This is a genomic window from Tateyamaria rhodophyticola (genome assembly GCF_047777875.1).
Taxonomy (GTDB): Bacteria; Pseudomonadota; Alphaproteobacteria; order Rhodobacterales; family Rhodobacteraceae; genus Tateyamaria.
Genome location: NZ_CP180519.1, coordinates 915,248 through 932,758, shown reverse-complemented (window position 1 = coordinate 932,758; position 17,511 = coordinate 915,248). Strand labels below are relative to the sequence as shown.

Annotated in this window: 21 protein-coding genes and 1 tRNA gene; 20 read left to right on the top strand and 2 right to left on the bottom strand. The window is 61.6% G+C overall.

Annotation, left to right across the window (positions count from 1 at the left end):
• Positions 1–5: 5 nt before the first annotated feature.
• Entirely contained in the window at positions 6–854 is an 849-nt protein-coding gene (locus tag ACERHN_RS06085; RefSeq protein ID WP_415922692.1) for a DMT family transporter, read from the top strand.
• A 57-nt stretch (positions 855–911) separates the two neighbouring features.
• On the opposite strand, the gene ACERHN_RS06080 is transcribed toward ACERHN_RS06085, so the two are convergent.
• Positions 912–1,241, bottom strand: a complete 330-nt coding sequence (locus ACERHN_RS06080; protein ID WP_415921754.1) for an ArsR/SmtB family transcription factor — start codon at positions 1,239–1,241, stop codon at positions 912–914.
• Positions 1,242–1,590: 349 nt separating this feature from the next.
• Between ACERHN_RS06080 and ACERHN_RS06075 the strand changes: the two genes are divergently transcribed.
• The 6 genes from ACERHN_RS06075 (at position 1,591) to ACERHN_RS06050 (ending at position 5,270) form a co-directional block, all read left to right on the top strand.
• Entirely contained in the window at positions 1,591–2,490 is a 900-nt protein-coding gene (locus ACERHN_RS06075) for a LysR family transcriptional regulator (RefSeq protein ID WP_415921753.1), read from the top strand.
• Between the two features lie 185 nt (positions 2,491–2,675).
• On the top strand, positions 2,676–3,014 hold the full coding sequence (locus ACERHN_RS06070; protein ID WP_415921752.1) for an AtpZ/AtpI family protein: 339 nt from the start codon (positions 2,676–2,678) through the stop codon (positions 3,012–3,014).
• Positions 3,004–3,753 (top strand): F0F1 ATP synthase subunit A, encoded by a 750-nt coding sequence (locus ACERHN_RS06065; RefSeq protein WP_415921751.1) that lies wholly within the window; start codon positions 3,004–3,006, stop codon positions 3,751–3,753. The genes ACERHN_RS06070 and ACERHN_RS06065 overlap by 11 nt, the downstream gene beginning before the upstream one ends.
• A 63-nt stretch (positions 3,754–3,816) precedes the next feature.
• A complete protein-coding gene (locus ACERHN_RS06060; protein WP_015496525.1) occupies positions 3,817–4,041 on the top strand; it encodes a F0F1 ATP synthase subunit C in 225 nt (74 codons plus the stop codon).
• A 112-nt stretch (positions 4,042–4,153) separates the two neighbouring features.
• Positions 4,154–4,690, top strand: coding sequence for a F0F1 ATP synthase subunit B' (locus ACERHN_RS06055; protein ID WP_415921750.1), 537 nt, complete (start codon positions 4,154–4,156; stop codon positions 4,688–4,690).
• Positions 4,691–4,694: 4 nt separating this feature from the next.
• Positions 4,695–5,270: a F0F1 ATP synthase subunit B gene (locus tag ACERHN_RS06050; protein WP_415921749.1), complete on the top strand. Its 576-nt coding sequence runs from the start codon at positions 4,695–4,697 to the stop codon at positions 5,268–5,270.
• A gap of 65 nt (positions 5,271–5,335) precedes the next feature.
• Here ACERHN_RS06050 and ACERHN_RS06045 read toward each other — a convergent pair whose 3' ends face one another.
• The gene (locus ACERHN_RS06045) at positions 5,336–6,697 is read right to left on the bottom strand and encodes a cytochrome P450 (protein ID WP_415921748.1); all 1,362 of its coding nucleotides are present in this window, start codon (positions 6,695–6,697) and stop codon (positions 5,336–5,338) included.
• Positions 6,698–6,810: 113 nt separating this feature from the next.
• Here ACERHN_RS06045 and ACERHN_RS06040 point away from each other — a divergent pair, with 113 nt between their 5' ends.
• The 13 genes from ACERHN_RS06040 (at position 6,811) to rplA (ending at position 17,358) form a co-directional block, all read left to right on the top strand.
• A complete protein-coding gene (locus ACERHN_RS06040) occupies positions 6,811–7,401 on the top strand; it encodes a hypothetical protein (protein WP_415921747.1) in 591 nt (196 codons plus the stop codon).
• A 4-nt stretch (positions 7,402–7,405) separates the two neighbouring features.
• The gene (locus ACERHN_RS06035; RefSeq protein ID WP_415921746.1) at positions 7,406–7,960 is read left to right on the top strand and encodes a hypothetical protein; all 555 of its coding nucleotides are present in this window, start codon (positions 7,406–7,408) and stop codon (positions 7,958–7,960) included.
• Positions 7,961–8,043: 83 nt separating this feature from the next.
• Complete coding sequence (gene tuf / locus ACERHN_RS06030) at positions 8,044–9,219, top strand: elongation factor Tu (RefSeq protein ID WP_415921745.1); 1,176 nt, start codon at positions 8,044–8,046, stop codon at positions 9,217–9,219.
• A gap of 170 nt (positions 9,220–9,389) precedes the next feature.
• Positions 9,390–10,700 carry a tetratricopeptide repeat protein gene (locus ACERHN_RS06025; protein WP_415921744.1) on the top strand — a complete coding sequence of 437 codons (1,311 nt, stop codon included), beginning with the start codon at positions 9,390–9,392 and terminating at the stop codon, positions 10,698–10,700.
• A 93-nt stretch (positions 10,701–10,793) separates the two neighbouring features.
• Positions 10,794–11,852: a GSCFA domain-containing protein gene (locus tag ACERHN_RS06020; RefSeq protein WP_415921743.1), complete on the top strand. Its 1,059-nt coding sequence runs from the start codon at positions 10,794–10,796 to the stop codon at positions 11,850–11,852.
• Positions 11,836–12,606: a hypothetical protein gene (locus ACERHN_RS06015; protein ID WP_415921742.1), complete on the top strand. Its 771-nt coding sequence runs from the start codon at positions 11,836–11,838 to the stop codon at positions 12,604–12,606. The genes ACERHN_RS06020 and ACERHN_RS06015 overlap by 17 nt, the downstream gene beginning before the upstream one ends.
• Before the next feature lie 67 nt (positions 12,607–12,673).
• Positions 12,674–12,749: transfer RNA gene (locus ACERHN_RS06010), tRNA-Trp, on the top strand.
• A 256-nt stretch (positions 12,750–13,005) separates the two neighbouring features.
• Positions 13,006–13,653, top strand: coding sequence for a hypothetical protein (locus tag ACERHN_RS06005; protein ID WP_415921741.1), 648 nt, complete (start codon positions 13,006–13,008; stop codon positions 13,651–13,653).
• 87 nt (positions 13,654–13,740) lie between these two features.
• The gene (gene secE, locus ACERHN_RS06000; protein ID WP_299695150.1) at positions 13,741–13,938 is read left to right on the top strand and encodes a preprotein translocase subunit SecE; all 198 of its coding nucleotides are present in this window, start codon (positions 13,741–13,743) and stop codon (positions 13,936–13,938) included.
• A gap of 148 nt (positions 13,939–14,086) precedes the next feature.
• Positions 14,087–14,620 (top strand): transcription termination/antitermination protein NusG, encoded by a 534-nt coding sequence (gene nusG, locus ACERHN_RS05995; RefSeq protein ID WP_415921740.1) that lies wholly within the window; start codon positions 14,087–14,089, stop codon positions 14,618–14,620.
• Between the two features lie 269 nt (positions 14,621–14,889).
• Positions 14,890–16,032, top strand: a complete 1,143-nt coding sequence (locus tag ACERHN_RS05990; RefSeq protein ID WP_415921739.1) for an OmpA family protein — start codon at positions 14,890–14,892, stop codon at positions 16,030–16,032.
• A 200-nt stretch (positions 16,033–16,232) separates the two neighbouring features.
• Positions 16,233–16,658: a 50S ribosomal protein L11 gene (gene rplK / locus ACERHN_RS05985; protein ID WP_415921738.1), complete on the top strand. Its 426-nt coding sequence runs from the start codon at positions 16,233–16,235 to the stop codon at positions 16,656–16,658.
• 1 nt (position 16,659) lies between these two features.
• Positions 16,660–17,358: a 50S ribosomal protein L1 gene (rplA, locus tag ACERHN_RS05980; protein ID WP_415921737.1), complete on the top strand. Its 699-nt coding sequence runs from the start codon at positions 16,660–16,662 to the stop codon at positions 17,356–17,358.
• The last annotated feature ends 153 nt before the right edge of the window (positions 17,359–17,511 follow it).

The window sequence follows — 17,511 nt, the reverse complement described above, 5'->3', positions numbered from 1 at the left end:
CCGCGATGCTGCTGTTTTCGGCATTGGTGGCGGGGTCGTTTTCGCTGGGCGCGCAGGCGGCGAATGAGATTTCACCGGCGGCACTGAACGCGGCGCGCTTCTGGCTGGCTGCTGCGATCATCGGGGCGGCGGTTCTGGCCACCGGTGGCGTGCCGCGCACCGCCTTGCGCGCGCCATGGCGCTATGCGGTGCTGGGGGGGCTCTTCGGCGTCTACTTTGTGTTGATGTTCGAAGGGTTGAAGACAGCGGCCCCGGTGAGTGCGGCGGCGGTGTTCACACTGACACCGGTATTGGCGGGCGTGTTCGGGTGGCTGCTCTTGCGGCAGGTGACCACACCGCGCATGGCACTGGCGCTTGCCATCGGAGCGGTCGGGGCGCTGTGGGTGATTTTTCGCGCGGATTGGGCGGCATTTGTGGCGTTTGCGGTAGGGCGCGGCGAGGTGATCTATTTCTTTGGCTGTGTTGCCCATGCGATTTACACACCGATGGTGCGCAAGCTGAACCGGGGCGAGAGCCCTCTGGTTTTCACGTTGGGCATGCTTGTGGCCGGGGCGCTTTTGTTGAGCGCCTATGGGTGGTCGGATATGGTCGCGACGGACTGGGCGGCGCTGCCGGGCATCGTTTGGGTCACGCTGATCTATATTGCGGTGTTTGCCTCGGCGGCGACTTTTGTGCTGTTGCAATTTGCGACCCTGCGCCTGCCGTCGGCCAAGGTGATGGCTTATACCTATCTGACGCCAAGCTGGGTGATCTTGTGGGAGGTCGGGTTTGGCAACGGGGTGCCGGGGGTTCTGGTTTGGGTTGGTGTGGGGTTCACCGTTCTGGCGCTTGGGCTGTTGTTGCGCGACGGGTGAGGTCGGTGGGCGGCTCTGTTTGCCTTCGGCAAAGGCGCCCGCCCACCGACCCCGGCATCAGGGGTCGGGCGGCAGTTCGGTTTCGAGAAAGCGTTCGAATGCGTCGAGGTTGACGGGTTCGAACTGGCCAAAACTCTGCATCCAGACCGACGCCGCCTTGAGCGCGTCCGGGTCCAGTTTGCACCATTTCACGCGCCCGCGCTTTTCCTGTTGGATCAGGCCCGCGCGGGTGAGGATCGTGAGGTGTTTGGAAATGGCGGCCAGCGACATCTCGAACGGTTCGGCCACGTCCGTGACCGCCATGTCATCCTCCAGCAACATGGTGAGGATGGCGCGGCGGGTGGGATCGGCCAGGGCTTGGAACGTGGTATCGAGCGGGTGTGCCATGCAATGGGTCATAGCAGGGCCGGGCGGTCAGAGGAACGGGTGACGGCTGTCCCGCGATGGCCAATGGTGGGACATCAGTGCGCGCTCATGTGGGGTGAGCCCGATATCGCGCGCGATATGGTCGGTCATGGGAGGCAGCGCAGTGCCTTTGACGGGCGGTGCAGCGGCTTTCTTGCGCAGAAATTTTGCACAGGTCAGGAGGGCGCGCAAAAGCGCGTTTTGTTGTATCATTTGCATGGATAGGCCCGGCTTGTTGTGGCTTCGTCGTAAATATGGACGCGTTTCGGCGTTGTGACAAACAGAGTTCTTTGACAAGATATGTGCAGTTTTAGCACAGATTGGTCGGGCGATGCGTTCTTTGCCACCGTTGAATGCGCTGCGGGCCTTTGAGGCGGCGGCGCGGCATGAAAGTTTCAGTCGTGCAGCCGAAGAGCTGGGCGTCAGCCATTCCGCGATCAGCCGTCATGTGCGTGGGCTGGAGGCGCGTTTGGGGGTTTCGCTGTTTCGGGATCAGTCGCGCGGGGTCGTGTTGACCGCCGAGGGGCATCATTACGCACATCGGATTGCACCGGCGTTCGACGTGATCGGAGATGCGACGGAAGGCCTGGCCGATACGCCTGCGGGGCGGGTTGTGATCAACGCCGAGCCGTTGTTTGCAGCCAAGGTGGTGGCGCCCATGTTGGCGGACCTGCAGGCGGATTTGCCGGAGGTTGATCTGCGCCTGATCGGGTCGACCGACCTTGCCGATCTTGATCGGTACGAGGCGGATCTTGCGATCCGGTTTGCGCACAAGGGCGTGTTGGATGTTCCGGCCGATCTGCTGAGCGATGCGCCGATATATCCCGTTGCGGCACCCGGCGTGGTGCCGGGGAACATGCTGCGGCCAGAACATTTGCAGGACATCACGCGGTATCGGGACCGGCGGGAGGATCTTTGGCCTGACTGGGTTGCGGCGGCGGGATGGGAGGGTGCGGCGCTCGAGGAAGAGCCATACCGTTTGCGCGCGTCCCTTGCGATTGAGGCGGTTCTGGGGGGTGCGGGGCTGTTTCTGGCCGGGTCCGACACGACCCGCGCGGATGAGGTGGCGGGGCGTTTGATCCGGGTGTCTGATGTGGGCTTGCGTCAAGGGGCGTTCTATCTGCTGAGCAGTGGCGCGTCGGCGCGGCGCAAGGCGGTGCGCGTGGTACGGCGGTGGTTGCTGGACCGGACGGTCGGGTTGCGTGGCGCGGAAAATCAACCGGATGGTTGAATAACGCGCAAGGGGCGAACCAAGGGGCACGTGGGGTGCGGCGGGTTGTCCAAGTTTGTGCGATCTTTTAAAAAACATAATTAAATCAATACTTTATTTGCGCACAGCGCATGGCATTGGCTGCGTTGACTCGGGCGGCGCTGCACCCTATTCACCCATCAAGCCACAACGCGGGACAGAGGTGCGTGACCGACTCTGATGACAGCGACAGATTGGCGGCCCTTCAGGCCCGCATTGACGCTGCAAAAGAGGCGCACGCACCAAAACCCCGCACGCCGGACGCGCACAGCCAGGCACAACTTGCCTGGCGCATGGTGATCGAACTGGTGGCCGGTCTGGGGATCGGGTTTGGCATCGGGTACGGGTTGGATGCCTTGTTTGGCACGGCTCCGTTTCTGATGATCATATTTATCTTTCTGGGCTTCGCGGCCGGTGTCTTGACGATGATGCGCAGCGCGAAAGAGGTCCAGGCGGAACGAGAGGCGGCCGAGGCCGCAAAGGATGGAGAGCCCGATGGCAGATGAAGCAAAAGAAGGCGGCGGCCTGTCTTTTCACCCGATGGACCAGTTCGAGGTCAAATCGCTGTTTGGCGCTGACATCGGTGTGTTCACGCTGACCAACGTGACGTTCTGGCTGGCGATGGCCATTCTGGCGATCATCGCGCTGATGGTTCTGACCACGTCCAAGCGCGAAGTCGTGCCGGGCCGGGGCCAGTCGATTGCCGAACTGCTCTATGGATTTGTCTACAAGATGGTGGAGGACGTCACGGGCAAGGACGGGATCAAGTACTTCCCCTACATCATGACGCTGTTCATGTTCATCCTGTGTGCCAACTTCCTCGGGCTGATCCCGATGTCGTTCACGACAACATCGCACATTGCGGTTACGGCCATCCTCGGCTTTGGCGTGTTCTTTGCCGTCACAATCCTTGGCTTTGTTAAGAACGGTGCGTCGTTCTTGGGCCTGTTCTGGGTGTCGAGCGCGCCCCTGCCACTGCGCCCAATCCTCGCGATCATTGAAATCATCTCGTACTTCGTGCGCCCGGTGAGCCACTCCATTCGTCTGGCGGGCAACATGATGGCCGGTCACGCCGTCCTGAAAGTATTCGCTGGCTTTGCGCAGGTTGCTGCCATTGCCCCCGTCGCGATCATCGGCGTCATGGCGATTTACGGTCTCGAAGTGCTGGTGTCGGCCATTCAGGCTTACGTCTTCACGATCCTCACATGCGTGTATCTCAAGGACGCACTGCACCCGCATCACTAAAGGTTTGGTGGGCAGATTGCCCACCCTACGAACATCAAACTTCCAATCGTAAGGAGAATTCTCATGGAAGGTGAACTCGCACATATCGGCGCAGGTCTCGCAGCAATCGGTTCAGGCGCAGCCGCAATCGGTGTGGGCCACGTGGCTGGCAATTTCCTCGCTGGCGCCCTGCGCAACCCGTCGGCAGCCGCCGGCCAGACAGCGACACTGTTCATCGGCATCGCCTTTGCAGAAGCCCTGGGGATCTTCTCGTTCCTCGTCGCTCTGCTGCTGATGTTCGCCGTCTAAGTCACTTCTGAGACGCATTCCTTACGGTCGGGCGGCGTGATACGCTTGCGCTGCCCGGTGTAAGGCCTCGCATTTCGGCCCCGTCCGGGGTCCACTCAGGGGAACGACCGACATGGCAGAAAACACAAACGCAGCAGGTGAGGTCGCCGCAGGCGCACCTCCTGGCATGCCACAACTGAACCCGGATTACTTCGGGAACCAGATTTTCTGGCTGATCATCACGTTGATCGTCATCTATCTGGTGCTGTCGCGTGTGGCGCTGCCCCGTATTGCGGGCATCCTTGCCGAACGGCAGGGGACAATCACAAATGACCTCGCCGCCGCCGAAGACCTCAAGGTCAAGGCTGCTGAGGCCGAAGCCGCCTATGACAAGGCGCTGGCCGATGCGCGTGCAGAAGCACAGCGGATCGCAGGCGAGACGCGGGCCGCCATTCAAGGCGACCTGGATACAGCCATCGCCAAGGCCGACGCGGAGATTTCAGCAAAAGCCGCCGAAAGCGAAAAGGCCATCGCAGATATCCGTGCCGGCGCGCAGGAGGCTGTCAAAGAGGTGGCCAAGGACGCCGCAAAGGACATTGTGGCCCTGATGGGTGGCAAGGCCGACGCGCGCAGCATCACCGCGGCCGTCAATGCCCGGATGAAAGGTTAAGATCATGCGTTATCTCACCCTTGCATCGCTTTCGCTGGTTGCGGCAGGTCCGGCATTCGCCGCATCGAAGAACCCGTTTTCGGCGGAGTTCTGGAAGCTGAGCAACACCGACTTGATTGTTGCCATCGCCTTTGTGCTGTTCATCGCGGTCCTGTTCTACTTCAAGGTTCCGGGCATGATCACGAAGATGCTCGACGATCGTGCCGCAGGCATTCAGTCGGACATCGACGAAGCACGCTCCCTGCGCGAAGAGGCGCAGACGCTGCTGGCCTCGTACGAGCGCAAGCAGCAGGAAGTGCAGGCGCAGGCCGACAAGATCGTCGCACAAGCCAAAGCCGACGCCGAAGCCGCCGCCGAACAGGCGCGCGCCGATCTCAAGACGTCGATTGCACGTCGATTGGCCGCGGCCGAGGATCAGATCGCCTCTGCCGAAGCCGGTGCCGTGAAGGAAGTGCGCGACATGGCCGCCGTTGTGGCGGTTCAAGCCGCGCGGGACGTGATTGCCAAGCAAATGACCGCCGACGCGGCAAATGGCTTGATCGACGACGCAATCAGCCAGGTGGATGCCAAGCTGCACTGACCTGCACCCCAATGACTTCAAACGGCCCCGTCCTTGCGCGGGGCCGTTTGCGTTTGGCGTGCCCCCTAGGCCGGTTCGACGTTCAGCCAAACCCCGCCCTCGGGCCGCAGCGTGAGGATCATGACGGGCTTCGGCTCCAGCCCGGGCACCGGCGCAAACCGGTGACGATTGATCAGCGTGGCCAGCAGTAGGACCGCCTCCTGCAACGCAAAGGAGGCCCCGATGCAGATGCGCGGCCCGTCGCCAAAAGGCAGGTAGGCAAAGCGCGGGATCGCCTTGCGATCGGCGAAGCGGTCCGGGTTGAATTCATCCGGCGCGTCCCAGTGCAAATGCGACCGGTGCAGCGCATAGATCGGGATCATGCAGGTGTCGCCCTTGCGGATGGTCGTATCGCCCAGCCGGTCATTGGTCATGGCCGTGCGCGACACGACGCCTGCGGGCGGATAGAGGCGCAGCGCCTCGTCCAGAATGGCGCGGATATACGGCAGGCTAGGCACGTCATCCGCCTGCGCAACGCGGTTGCCCACGACGGCGCGCACCTCTTGTCGCGCGCGGTCCTGCACGGTTTGATCAAACGCCAACAGGTACAGTGCCCATGACAGGGACAGCGCCGTGGTCTCATGACCGGCCACGATAAAGGTCAGGAGGTTGTCGCGCAGTTCCGCGGTTGTCATGCGTTTGCCGGTCTCGGGATCCGCGCCCGCCATCAACAGGTCCAAGAGGTCAGGCGTTGCGCGGGGGCCATCCTGTTTGCGGGTCTTGATGGCCCTGTCGGCGAGCATCCGCGTCTTGCGAATGGTCTTGCGCGCAAAGGCGCGGCCCGGACGCGGCACCCAATCCGGCGCGCCCAGGATATCAAAGAGCGAGATGCGCGCCGCCTCGGTCAGATAATCTTCGATTGCCGCGTGAATGGCGGCGCGGTCGATCAGTTCCTTGCCGGAAAAGGTCACATCGCCGATCACGTCGAAGGTGGCCGTGATCATCTCATCCAGCATGTTCACCGGGCCCTTGGCGCTTTCGATCCGGTCCGCGCAGCGCGCCGCTGCATCGGACATGATCGGCCCAAGTGCTGTGACATTGCGGTGGCTGAACACGGGCGCTGCGGTGCGCCGTTGCCAGCGCCAGTCCGCGCCCTCGGCAATGAAAATCGACTGCCCGATCGCGGGCCGCAGCAGCGTTTTCGTCACGTCCGATTTCGGGTACTGGTCCAGCCGGTCGCGCAGCATGAGGTCGATGCGCTCCGGGTCCATGATCATGTGCCACCGCTTGCCCGTCGTGCCTGACACGATGGGCAGGCGTGTGGCCGTCTCCGGGATCACGTCGAGCACGTTTTGCTGCATGGCCTTCAGGCTGCCCCAGATGCCAAGCGGCTCGGAGCCGAGGGGGACACGAACAGGAATTTTCACCGCGCGGTCATGATCGAGCATCTTTATCCTCCGGTTGTGCCCAATTTGCTGTGTGGCGCGACCGGTGGCAATTGCGCGGAACAGCGCGGTGGTCTATCCGTCTTTGGAACGGTTTTTGGGATGTAGGGTGCACGATGACGCGAATCTTTGCTGCCATGATGCTGGTGATTTTGGTTGGTGCCTGTTCGGGCAAGGCGGATCTGAACGAGCCGCCCGTGCCGCTTGGCGATTTCAGCCTGACCCACAATATCGTGGTTGCGGGCAAGGCACAGCGTGGCCCGTTGAGCCGCAAGGCCACGGAAGAACAGTTGGTGGAAACGGTACGTGCGGCTGTTGCGGAACGGTTTGACCGGTATGACGGTGCAAGCCGGTATCACTTTGGCATTTCGGTCGAGGGGTATGTGTTGGCGGTGCCGGGCGTGCCGCTGGTCGTGTCGCCCAAGTCGGCCCTGATCCTGAACCTGACGGTGTGGGACGATGCGGCGGGCAAAAAGCTGAACGAAGAGCCGCACCAGATCACGGTTCTGGAGACCTTCGGCACCGGCACGTTGATTGGGTCCGGTTATACACTCTCGGCCGAGGAACAGCTGGTGCAGCTGAGCCAGAACGCGGCAAAATCCGTGGAACGCTACCTTGTGCGGCAGATGAAGTCGCAGGGCTGGTTTATGCCGGATGACCTCACCGTTGACGATGTGGCGGAAGAAGACGCTGCCGCGACAGGCTAGCTCCATGTATCGCCACGCCCTGCGCTTGATCCGGCCGGTTGTCGCACTGCTTTTGTGCGCTGTGCTGGCCGCGTGTGACGCGCCGCAGGCACCGCCATCCGCCGAACAGCGCCGGGTTGTGGCCAACGTCGTCACGGTCGACATGTCCACATTTGTCGGCATCGAAGGGCGGCAGATCGACAAGTCCGCCGATCAGGTGGCCGGGGACGTCTCGCGTGCGTTAACCAACCGGTTGGCGGCAACCGGTGCGGCCAAGCCCACGGCGGACGTGGATATCCAGTTGTCTTCGGTGCGTCTGACGTCGCGCGGCGCCGCCTTTGCCTTTGGCGGGCCAAGCCGCGTGATCGGTGTGGTCACGGTGCGCGATGTGCAGGACGGAACGGTTGTTTTCGGACCCCGCCGGGTCGAAGCCGCGTCATCGACGCTGCGCCTGCCCGGCGTTGTCGGCGTGGCAACCAGCCCATCGGTAGAGGACGATTACCGCCAGAGCATTGCGGGTTTTGCAGCAGCGGTGGAGCAACTGCTCAATGGCCCCGAAGGACCCGGCATCGGCGCTTGATTTTCCTGTCCAATCGCAATACATGCCCCGCGGAGTAACCGGGGGCCGCCGAGGCCCATCAAGCAAAAAGGGCGTCTGACAAGATGGCAAAGGAAAAGTTTGAACGTACGAAGCCGCACGTTAACATTGGCACGATTGGTCACGTTGACCACGGCAAGACGACGCTGACGGCGGCGATCACGAAGTATTTTGGCGACTTCCAGGCCTATGACCAGATTGACGGTGCGCCCGAGGAAAAAGCGCGCGGGATCACGATCTCGACCGCGCACGTGGAATACGAGACCGACGCGCGTCACTACGCCCACGTCGACTGCCCCGGCCACGCCGACTACGTCAAGAACATGATCACCGGTGCGGCGCAGATGGACGGCGCGATCCTGGTTGTGAACGCCGCTGACGGCCCGATGCCGCAAACGCGCGAGCACATCCTGCTGGGCCGCCAGGTGGGCATCCCCAAGATCGTCGTGTTCATGAACAAAGTGGACCAGGTCGACGACGAAGAGCTGCTGGAGCTGGTGGAAATGGAAGTCCGCGAACTGCTGGACAGCTATGAGTACCCCGGCGACGACACACCGATCATCGCGGGCTCCGCGCTGGCGGCGATGGAAGGCCGCGACGAGGCGATTGGCGAAGAGAAGATCAAGGAGCTGATGGCGGCTGTGGACGACTATATCCCGACGCCTGAGCGTGCGATTGACCAACCGTTCCTGATGCCGGTCGAGGACGTGTTCTCGATCTCCGGTCGTGGTACCGTTGTGACCGGCCGTGTGGAGCGTGGCGTGATCAACGTGGGCGACGAGATCGAAATCGTCGGCATCAAGGACACGCAGAAGACGACCTGCACGGGTGTCGAGATGTTCCGCAAGCTGCTGGATCGTGGCGAAGCGGGCGACAACATCGGCGCGCTGCTGCGTGGTATCGACCGTGAGGCGGTTGAGCGTGGCCAGGTGCTGTGCAAGCCGTCGTCGGTGACGCCGCACACGAAGTTCGAAGCCGAGGCGTACATCCTGACCAAGGAAGAGGGTGGCCGTCACACGCCGTTCTTCGCCAACTACCGTCCGCAGTTCTACTTCCGTACGACGGACGTGACGGGCACGGTTCAGCTGGCCGAAGGCACCGAGATGGTGATGCCGGGTGACAACGTGTCGTTTGGCGTTGAGCTGATCGCGCCGATTGCTATGGAAAACGGTCTGCGGTTTGCGATCCGCGAAGGCGGCCGGACGGTCGGCGCGGGCGTTGTGTCCAAAATCACCGAGTGATGTTCTGAGCGGGGCAGGTTTTTGCAAAAACCTGCCGCACCAGAATTGTGAAATTCTGGGCGCCCAAATCCGGGCGCTCAGGTAAAAAAAAGCCCCCGCGCGGTTCTCGTGCGGGGGCTTTTTCGTGTGCACGCGCTTTGTTAGGCTCCCGTTCAAACAGCGGGTGCAGAATGAAACCATTGATCTTTGCCGCTGCGGTGCTTGCGCTGCTGTCGACCGGAGCACATGCCCGTCCCATCCTGTCAGACAGTCAGAAAAGCTATGCGCTGGTCTGCCTCGAAAACCGTGAACCTGCGGAGCGCATGGCAGCCATCTGTGAGGTGGCCGTAGCGGATGCTGGTGTGGGGCCTGTTGATCTGCGCAATATCAAGGTGGTTCTGGCGGACGCCTACGATGCGCTTGGCAGGACGGAACATGCGCTGAGCCTTCTTGATGATGTGTTGGCGCAGGCACCTGCGCATACCAAGGCACTCAATTCTTTGGGTTGGGTGCATTGGTCGCAGGACAATTTTGAGGCGGCGGTGGCCGCGTTTGACCGTTCAGTGGACAGTGGCGCAACCGCGCAGGGGCTGGCCGGTCTCGCATCCGCGCGGCGTCTGGCCGGGACGATCGACGAGGACACGTATATCCAGTTGATTGACGCAGCCATTGCAATGTCGCCCGAATATACATGGGCCATGCGCGAAAAGGCGTGGTTCCTGATCGACAAGGGCCAGTTTGTCGCCGCGGAACAGCCCCTGTGGGCTGCGATGGAGGTGGATGATGCAGATCCTTGGACGCTCTATGCACTGGGCCTCGCTCTTTTCCGGCAGGACAAATATTACCCCGCGCTCGCGCAACTGAACGAGGCAATTGCAACGGGCGACGCACCCACCGTGGCGTATCTTTTCCGGGCGCGTGCGCATTTCTCGGTTGAAAACTATCGTGCGGCAATGGTCGATGCCGAACGCATCACGCAGGATTGGCCAGAAGATCCTGATGGCCCGGTATGGAAGGCGCGGTCGCTGGCGGCTTTGGGACTGCGCCCAGCGGGGATCACCGTCCTGCGGACGTATCTGCAGGATGCGGAGAGCGGTTTTGCCTCTTATTGGCTGGCTTCCTTGCTGCATGACGCGGATGAGGTTGATGCAGCGATCGACATCCTTCGTCAAAACATGGAAAGCGACGCTGCTGACTACTACGATCACGAGCTCATGGCGCTGTTGCGGTTTGAGAATGACCAGCACGCGCAAGCGCGCGTGCATATCGCGGCGGCACTCGCGCTTGATCCGGATGCGCAATACCCGCTTTATTACGAAGCGTTGATCGAAGTGTCTGACCGCAATTATGAGGATGCGGAGGCGCTGTTTCTGGATGCGCTGGCAAAAGGGCTGCCACGGCGACATATTCAGGGCTTCATCGGTGCGTTGACCGAAGCGGGGGCGCTGGACCGCGCCGGGGCGTTCCGCCGCAAAGCCGACGCGGTGGTCAGCGACAATTGACGGCATTTCATGGAGGAGAACGGCGCCGCGTCTCCTTGTTTGGTGCGCGCAAACGGGGTAGCGTTTGCAAAACATGGCGCGGCGGGTTCGAGCATGACGCATCCCTATTCCGATCTTGGGCCCGAGGCCTTTTGGCGGTCTGCTGTGGCCGAGCAGGGGCCCTATGGCCTCAGCGGTTTGTGGTCTCCCAAGTTCCCCGTTCGGCCAAAGCATCGCATCGTGACGGCGGGGTCCTGCTTTGCCCAGCACATCGGACGTGCGCTGGCAGAGCGCGGATATAACTGGGTCGATTGCGAACCCGCGCCGCCTTACATGCACAAGGACAATGCCAAGGATTTCGGGTATGGCATGTTCAGTTTCCGGACCGGCAACATCTATACGCCTGCGATGCTGCTTCAGTGGTTGGAGCTGGCCTATGACATGCGCGAAGACAGCGGTGAAATCTGGGAACAGGACGGACGGTTTTACGATCCGTTGCGCCCAGCCATCGAACGGGGCGGTTTTGCAAGCGAGAGCGAGTTGTGGGATGCGCGGCAGGAGACCTATGCCGCGCTGCGTCGCGCGGTGGAGACATCGGACATCTTTGTGTTCACGCTCGGTCTGACCGAGCGGTGGCGCAACAGCGTGACGGACCTGGAATACGCGCTGTGCCCCGGCACAGTCGCGGGCACGTTTGATCCCGAGGTGCACCAGTTCGTCAATGCCAACAGCCGCCAGACCTTTGCCACCCTGACATCCGCATTGCAGCTGTTGCGGAGCAAACGACCCAAGATACGCGTTTTGCTGACCGTATCGCCCGTGCCGTTGACCGCGACCGCGTCGGGTCAGCATGTGCTGACCGCCACGCACTATTCCAAATCCGTGCTGCGCGCGGCGGCCGGGATGGCAGCGGAAAAGTTCAAGTATGTGGATTACTTCCCGTCCTATGAAATCATCACGCATCCGGTGTTTCGCGGCATGTTCTTTGCGCCCAACATGCGGTCCGTCGTGCCCGAAGGCGTGGCGACAGTGATGAAGCATTTCTTTGCCGACCAGATTGCGGCATTTCCCGAGTTGCGCGAGCTGCGCATGGTGCGCGCGCGCGAGAAGACAGTCGCGCGCGAAGAGGACGTACAGTGCGAGGAGATCCTGCTGGATGCCTTCTCGCGCTAAGGCTCCGCGCCGTTTGTGTATGGTCGGCGACAGCCAGATGGGCAGCGTCGCGATTGCATTGCGTGAGGGCCTGACAGCTGTTCCTGACGGGTTCGAACTCGAATTCTGGGGGGCTGAGGGGCCTGAGTTCCGCAAGATTGACTGGGTGGATGGTGCGATCCGTCCGTCCGAGGCCTGGCGTGCGCAGGTTCTGGAACTCAACGGAAACGGGCGCGACCATGTCGCACCTGGGCAATTCGATGCCGTGATCTTTTACGGCGCACGCCTGCGCCTGCCGACCTTTTTCGCCGCGTATTTTCAATGGGCCGCGGAGCGTCATACCCGTCCCAGCCGCGCCGTTCTGGAAACTGCTGCGTATGATTTCGCCATCAGCTGGCGTGGATACCAGTTGGCACGCAACCTCGCCGCCGCGGGCGACACCGTGTTTTATGTCCCGTCTCCGTTCAGCACGGACGGGGTGCGGAACCTTGTCGCCAAAGGGGAATTGTACCACGATTTCCAGGCCGCCCTTGCCGCCACGGCGGCGGACCGCGCCCTGCTGTGGGACGCGTTTGAGACAGTCTGCGCGCGCGATGGCATCACCCTCCTGCGCCAACCGGAGGATACCGTCACCTCCGGCATCCTGACACGGGCGGAGTTTCAGTGTGAGGGTGCGCAGGCAACCGATGATATCGGGCACAAATCGTCCGCTTTCGCCGCGCGGTGGCTTCAGGAGCTGTGGCCACAGTTGGCGGATCTGGCGAAGGCCGCTTGATCCCGCGCAACGTTGATTTCGGGCCTTGCAATACCGGGCAGGCCCGCGTAATCCAACCGTGCCCTGCAGGGGTATAGCTCAGCTGGTAGAGCGACGGTCTCCAAAACCGTAGGTCGCGGGTTCGAACCCTGCTGCCCCTGCCATTTCCTCCCATACAGAGAATCTGTTTCAAATCGCGTCAAAATTTGGCGGCGTTAACCATGGTTTTGCCATGCTTCGGTCACGTTTCGGCGCCAATCCCGCGCAGCCCCTTCGGACCGTTTCCGTATTCGCGACAGTGCCGCAAAGTTGCCGCATTCGTGACACCCGAGCGGCACAGTCCGGCCCTAGCTCTGCCGCATCCCCGCAAATGCGGGACATTTTGTTAACCCCGTTGTTTTGGGGAAGGGATGCTGCCAGATGAACAACCTGACCTTTATGCAAGGCAAGCCTTTCGAGGGCACCGAAGAAGAGACACTGGAAACGATCCGCGCGATCCTGACCGAAGAACTCAAGGCGGAACCCGCGCCGCGCAAGGCAGCGTCGGCGAAGGCTTTTGTGGATCGCACCGTTTCCGCCGCCAAGGCACCGCGGCGCCGGTCCACTGATTTTCCGGCGCTTGAGGCGCAGGCCGCGCCCGCGCCGAAACCAAGCAAGTTCAGGGCGCTGGCGCGCGCCATCGGCAAAATTCCTGCGTTCCGTCCGACGACCCGGCATCTTGCGATCGTGTCGCTGCTCCTGTTGATCGTGGTGCGCCCGCACTGGTTTGTAATTGGCGGGCTGGTATCGCTCTTTGTTGTGGGTGGGCTGTTTCTGACCCTCGGGGCACAGCGCATTTGGGGCGGCGTTCTGCGATATGTGCAGCGTGTCGAGCGCAAGGATGCGGCACGTGCGGCGCGTTTGCGTGCGGGTCTGGACCGGTTTGCGTGCCGCTGGGACGGGATCCTCGACTGGCTGCCCGATGGGTTGGCCGACGATCTTTATATGCCCGATTTCCAGGACCTTCAGCGGGACAAGGACGCCGAACTGGATCGTGTGGTTACAGACCGGTTGAACCGGATGGTCTGAGGACGACCCGACGGCGCGCCTCTTTGCTTGAAATCCCTGTGCGTGACCGTTACATGCGCTTCATCGCAAGCACGAGGATCGCCGCTCATGGCCACCACCAATCCGCTCCAGTTTATCCAGCAGGTCCGCGCCGAAGTCGCGAAGGTTGTCTGGCCAACCCGGCGCGAGGTGTTTTTGACCACCGTTATGGTGTTCATCCTGGCGGCGCTGACGGCGGTGTTCTTTGCGCTGGTCGACATCCTGATCCGCTGGGGTCTCGAGACGGTATTGACCACCTTTGGCTGAGCCGCCCCTTGCGCTTTGACGGGCTGCGGCGTATTCCCCAAAACTGACCTGAACATGGCGCGCGGCGATTCGAGCCCCGCGCCACTTTTATATCCGGGACCCGGCCACGTGCCTGGGCCAAGACTTTGGACGAGGGGCAACACGCGACATGGCAAAACGGTGGTATTCCGTCAGCGTTCTTTCCAACTTTGAGAAAAAGATCGCAGAACAGATCCGGACCTCGGTCGAGGAACAGGGGATCGAGGATCAGATCGACGAGGTTCTTGTTCCGACCGAAGAAGTCATCGAGGTGCGCCGCGGCAAGAAGGTCACGACCGAACGCCGCTTTATGCCCGGCTATGTGCTGGTGCACATGGAGATGTCCGACGAGGGCTATCACCTGATCAACTCGATCAACCGTGTCACCGGATTTCTCGGTCCGCAGGGGCGTCCGATGCCGATGCGCGATGCAGAGGTGGAACAGATCCTTGGCCGTGTCGCCGAAGGTGAAGAAGCGCCCAAGCTGATGATCTCCTTCGAGGTCGGCGAAAAGGTCAAGGTCAACGACGGCCCGTTCGAAGATTTCGACGGCATGGTCGAAGAGGTGGACGAAGACAACCAGCGCCTCAAGGTCACCGTGTCCATCTTTGGCCGCGAGACGCCAGTGGAACTGGAGTACACGCAGGTCAACAAACAGGTCTGACCCTGCGCAAATTCTGAGACGCAATGAAAGGCGTGCGCTGCAAAAGCGTGCGTCTTTTTGCTTTTCCGGCAGGCTTACACCGCTTCATACAGCGCGGGGCGGCGGTTTGGGGCCATGTGCCTGCATGACCCTACGGCGAATGTGCATAAATCTGTGGATAACCCAGATCAGATGTTGACGCGGTTGGCGGAATCCCGCCAACCTGTATGTACACGCACACGATATAGATGTGCGCCATCAAACAGAGCAGCTTATCTGGGGGATATGTTATGGCTTTGAAGTACGTGAAGGACAGCCTTCCGTGGCTGGTTCCGTCTGCCGCAATCGCATTTGCAGCCTTTGTGTTCATGGATGGGGACATTCGTCCCGGCGGCAATGCCACGGCCGCTGATACAACTGCGCCAGCCGTCGCGCCCGAGATTGTACCGCAGCCCGACGAGATCGTGGCGCGGCAAGCCACAGCGGACACCGACCTCAGTTCTGTCGCGCCGACCACAGCGCTGGCACAGCCCGTGGCAGCGCCGCTTCCCACGCCGGTTCCGGAACCCAAGCCGGAACCGGTGCGTCAGGCCGCATTGGCAACTGCGCCGACAACGACACCCGTTTTCGACAACAGCGGCTTCAAGGCGGGTGCTAACGCGCAATGCATTGAAGACCTCAAGTCGATGGCGTCCGAGGCGCGGGTGTATTTTCCAAGCGGTGGCCTGACCGCGGATGCAGCCGGGATTGAGCAGGGCAAACTGCTCGGCCTGATCGCGGCGAACTGCCCCAATGTTCAAATCCGTGTTGACGGGCATTCCGATCCCTCAGGCGACCCCACCGCCAACCTGCTGCTCAGCGAACGGCGGGCGCAGGAGGTGATCAAGCGTATCGGCGCAAGCGGGCTGGACACCAGCATGTTCTTTGCCCGTGGCGTTGGCGACCGGCAGCCTTCGGGCATCGTCGGCCCGCAATCGAGCGCCTACTATGACCGGCGCGTCGAATTTTCCATCGTCGAGGAAACCACACGCGTCGCGGTGCGCACCACAGTCTCCCCAAGCCCATGGGCCGACGCGTCCTGTGTGACGGATCTCGAACGCGCGGTTGAAAGCACCGTGTTGTTTTATTCGCCCCGCTCCGTGTCGTTGCGCCCAGATGATCTGGATGCGGCGATGCGTCTGGCACAGATGGCGGTGGAATGCCCCCATGCCCGCCTGCGCGTGATCGGCCAGCACGCCGGTGGTGTGCAAACGGGTGAAGACGTGTCCACAGGCCGTCTGCGGGCCAAGGCGCTGATGGCGATGCTGGTGGGCCGCGGGATCGCGTCGGAACAGATCATCATCGCGGCACCGTCCCGTCCCATGGGTGTCGCGGATCAGGCGGGTCTGCCCGGCAGCCGTGTCGACTTTGACGTCATTCTCGAAGAAGGCTGAGTCGGTCCCGACCCGGTACGGGTCACTGCCGCACATATAAAATTGACCCTTGATCAAAAGGCAGGAGCGCTGTAATCGGCGCTCCTGTTGCATTTGCAGCATCCCATGTGGGAGGCACGCGCCACGCGAGGCGTACACCGGACCACATCAACATAGGCAGAGGGACGCGTCCCGACGCTGTTTGAACAGGAGAATGGCTCATGGCCAAGAAACTCGCAGGCACCATGAAATTGCAGGTGCCCGCCGGTCAAGCAAACCCATCCCCGCCGGTCGGTCCGGCACTGGGTCAGCGCGGCATCAACATCATGGAATTCTGCAAGGCGTTCAACGCCAAGACTGCGGATCTGGAGCCCGGCGCGCCGTGCCCCACCGTGATCACCTATTACCAGGACAAATCCTTTGCGATGGATATCAAGACGCCGCCTGCGTCTTACTTCCTCAAGAAGGCCGCCAAGGTGAAATCCGGCGCCAACAACCCCAGCCGCGAGACTGTGGGTACGGTGACGGTCGCGCAGGTGCGCGAGATCGCCGAAGCAAAGATGAAGGATCTGAACGCCAACGACATCGACGGCGCAATGCAGATCATCCTGGGCTCCGCCCGCTCCATGGGCATCGAGGTGAAGTAAGATGGCAAAGCTTGGAAAACGCACGCGTGCAGCACGCGAAGCCTTCGCTGGCAAATCTGACGTCTCCGTCGAAGAAGCTGTGAGCCTGATCAAGGGCAACGCATCGGCCAAGTTCGACGAGACCGTCGAAATCGCCGTGAACCTCGGTGTTGACCCGCGCCACGCAGACCAGATGGTCCGCGGTGTGGTCGGTCTGCCCAACGGTACGGGCAAAACCGTGCGCGTTGCTGTGTTCGCCCGTGGTCCCAAAGCCGAAGAGGCGCAGGCCGCTGGTGCGGATATCGTTGGTGCCGAAGACCTGATGGAAACCGTGCAAGGCGGCAAGATCGAGTTTGATCGCTGCATCGCAACCCCGGACATGATGCCCGTCGTTGGCCGTCTGGGTAAGGTTCTGGGTCCCCGCAACCTGATGCCCAACCCCAAGGTTGGTACAGTGACCATGGACGTGGCCGACGCGGTCAAAGCGGCCAAGGGCGGCGAAGTGCAGTTCAAGGTCGAAAAGGCCGGTGTCGTGCACGCTGGCGTCGGCAAGGCGTCGTTTGACGAAGCCAAGTTGGTCGAGAACATTCGCGCCTTTGTGGGTGCGGTTGCAAAGGCCAAACCGGCGGGCGCCAAAGGCACCTATATGAAGAAGATCGCGCTGTCCTCGACCATGGGTCCCGGCGTGACTGTGAACATCGACAACGCTGTTTCTGACTGAGCCAGTTTGAATTGAATTGTTCTGAAACGCGCCCTTCCGGGGCGCGTTTTTCATTTTGGCTAACCAGATTTTAGGCCCTGTGCCACAGACTGACGCTGATATCGTATGCAATGCGGAGGTTACGGGCATGTTTTTGTGCAGACGCCGGTTTGT

What these genes read in the sequence shown, in the direction of transcription:
- ACERHN_RS06085 (WP_415922692.1), top strand. Translation starts at nt 6, where the DNA reads ATGCTGCTGTTTTCGGCATTGGTGGCGGGGTCGTTTTCGCTGGGCGCG.
- ACERHN_RS06080 (WP_415921754.1), bottom strand. Translation starts at nt 1,241, where the DNA reads ATGGCACACCCGCTCGATACCACGTTCCAAGCCCTGGCCGATCCCACC.
- ACERHN_RS06075 (WP_415921753.1), top strand. Translation starts at nt 1,591, where the DNA reads ATGCGTTCTTTGCCACCGTTGAATGCGCTGCGGGCCTTTGAGGCGGCG.
- ACERHN_RS06065 (WP_415921751.1), top strand. Translation starts at nt 3,004, where the DNA reads ATGGCAGATGAAGCAAAAGAAGGCGGCGGCCTGTCTTTTCACCCGATG.
- ACERHN_RS06060 (WP_015496525.1), top strand. Translation starts at nt 3,817, where the DNA reads ATGGAAGGTGAACTCGCACATATCGGCGCAGGTCTCGCAGCAATCGGT.
- ACERHN_RS06055 (WP_415921750.1), top strand. Translation starts at nt 4,154, where the DNA reads ATGGCAGAAAACACAAACGCAGCAGGTGAGGTCGCCGCAGGCGCACCT.
- ACERHN_RS06050 (WP_415921749.1), top strand. Translation starts at nt 4,695, where the DNA reads ATGCGTTATCTCACCCTTGCATCGCTTTCGCTGGTTGCGGCAGGTCCG.
- ACERHN_RS06045 (WP_415921748.1), bottom strand. Translation starts at nt 6,697, where the DNA reads ATGCTCGATCATGACCGCGCGGTGAAAATTCCTGTTCGTGTCCCCCTC.
- ACERHN_RS06040 (WP_415921747.1), top strand. Translation starts at nt 6,811, where the DNA reads ATGACGCGAATCTTTGCTGCCATGATGCTGGTGATTTTGGTTGGTGCC.
- ACERHN_RS06035 (WP_415921746.1), top strand. Translation starts at nt 7,406, where the DNA reads ATGTATCGCCACGCCCTGCGCTTGATCCGGCCGGTTGTCGCACTGCTT.
- tuf (WP_415921745.1), top strand. Translation starts at nt 8,044, where the DNA reads ATGGCAAAGGAAAAGTTTGAACGTACGAAGCCGCACGTTAACATTGGC.
- ACERHN_RS06025 (WP_415921744.1), top strand. Translation starts at nt 9,390, where the DNA reads ATGAAACCATTGATCTTTGCCGCTGCGGTGCTTGCGCTGCTGTCGACC.
- ACERHN_RS06020 (WP_415921743.1), top strand. Translation starts at nt 10,794, where the DNA reads ATGACGCATCCCTATTCCGATCTTGGGCCCGAGGCCTTTTGGCGGTCT.
- ACERHN_RS06015 (WP_415921742.1), top strand. Translation starts at nt 11,836, where the DNA reads ATGCCTTCTCGCGCTAAGGCTCCGCGCCGTTTGTGTATGGTCGGCGAC.
- ACERHN_RS06005 (WP_415921741.1), top strand. Translation starts at nt 13,006, where the DNA reads ATGAACAACCTGACCTTTATGCAAGGCAAGCCTTTCGAGGGCACCGAA.
- secE (WP_299695150.1), top strand. Translation starts at nt 13,741, where the DNA reads ATGGCCACCACCAATCCGCTCCAGTTTATCCAGCAGGTCCGCGCCGAA.
- nusG (WP_415921740.1), top strand. Translation starts at nt 14,087, where the DNA reads ATGGCAAAACGGTGGTATTCCGTCAGCGTTCTTTCCAACTTTGAGAAA.
- ACERHN_RS05990 (WP_415921739.1), top strand. Translation starts at nt 14,890, where the DNA reads ATGGCTTTGAAGTACGTGAAGGACAGCCTTCCGTGGCTGGTTCCGTCT.
- rplK (WP_415921738.1), top strand. Translation starts at nt 16,233, where the DNA reads ATGGCCAAGAAACTCGCAGGCACCATGAAATTGCAGGTGCCCGCCGGT.
- rplA (WP_415921737.1), top strand. Translation starts at nt 16,660, where the DNA reads ATGGCAAAGCTTGGAAAACGCACGCGTGCAGCACGCGAAGCCTTCGCT.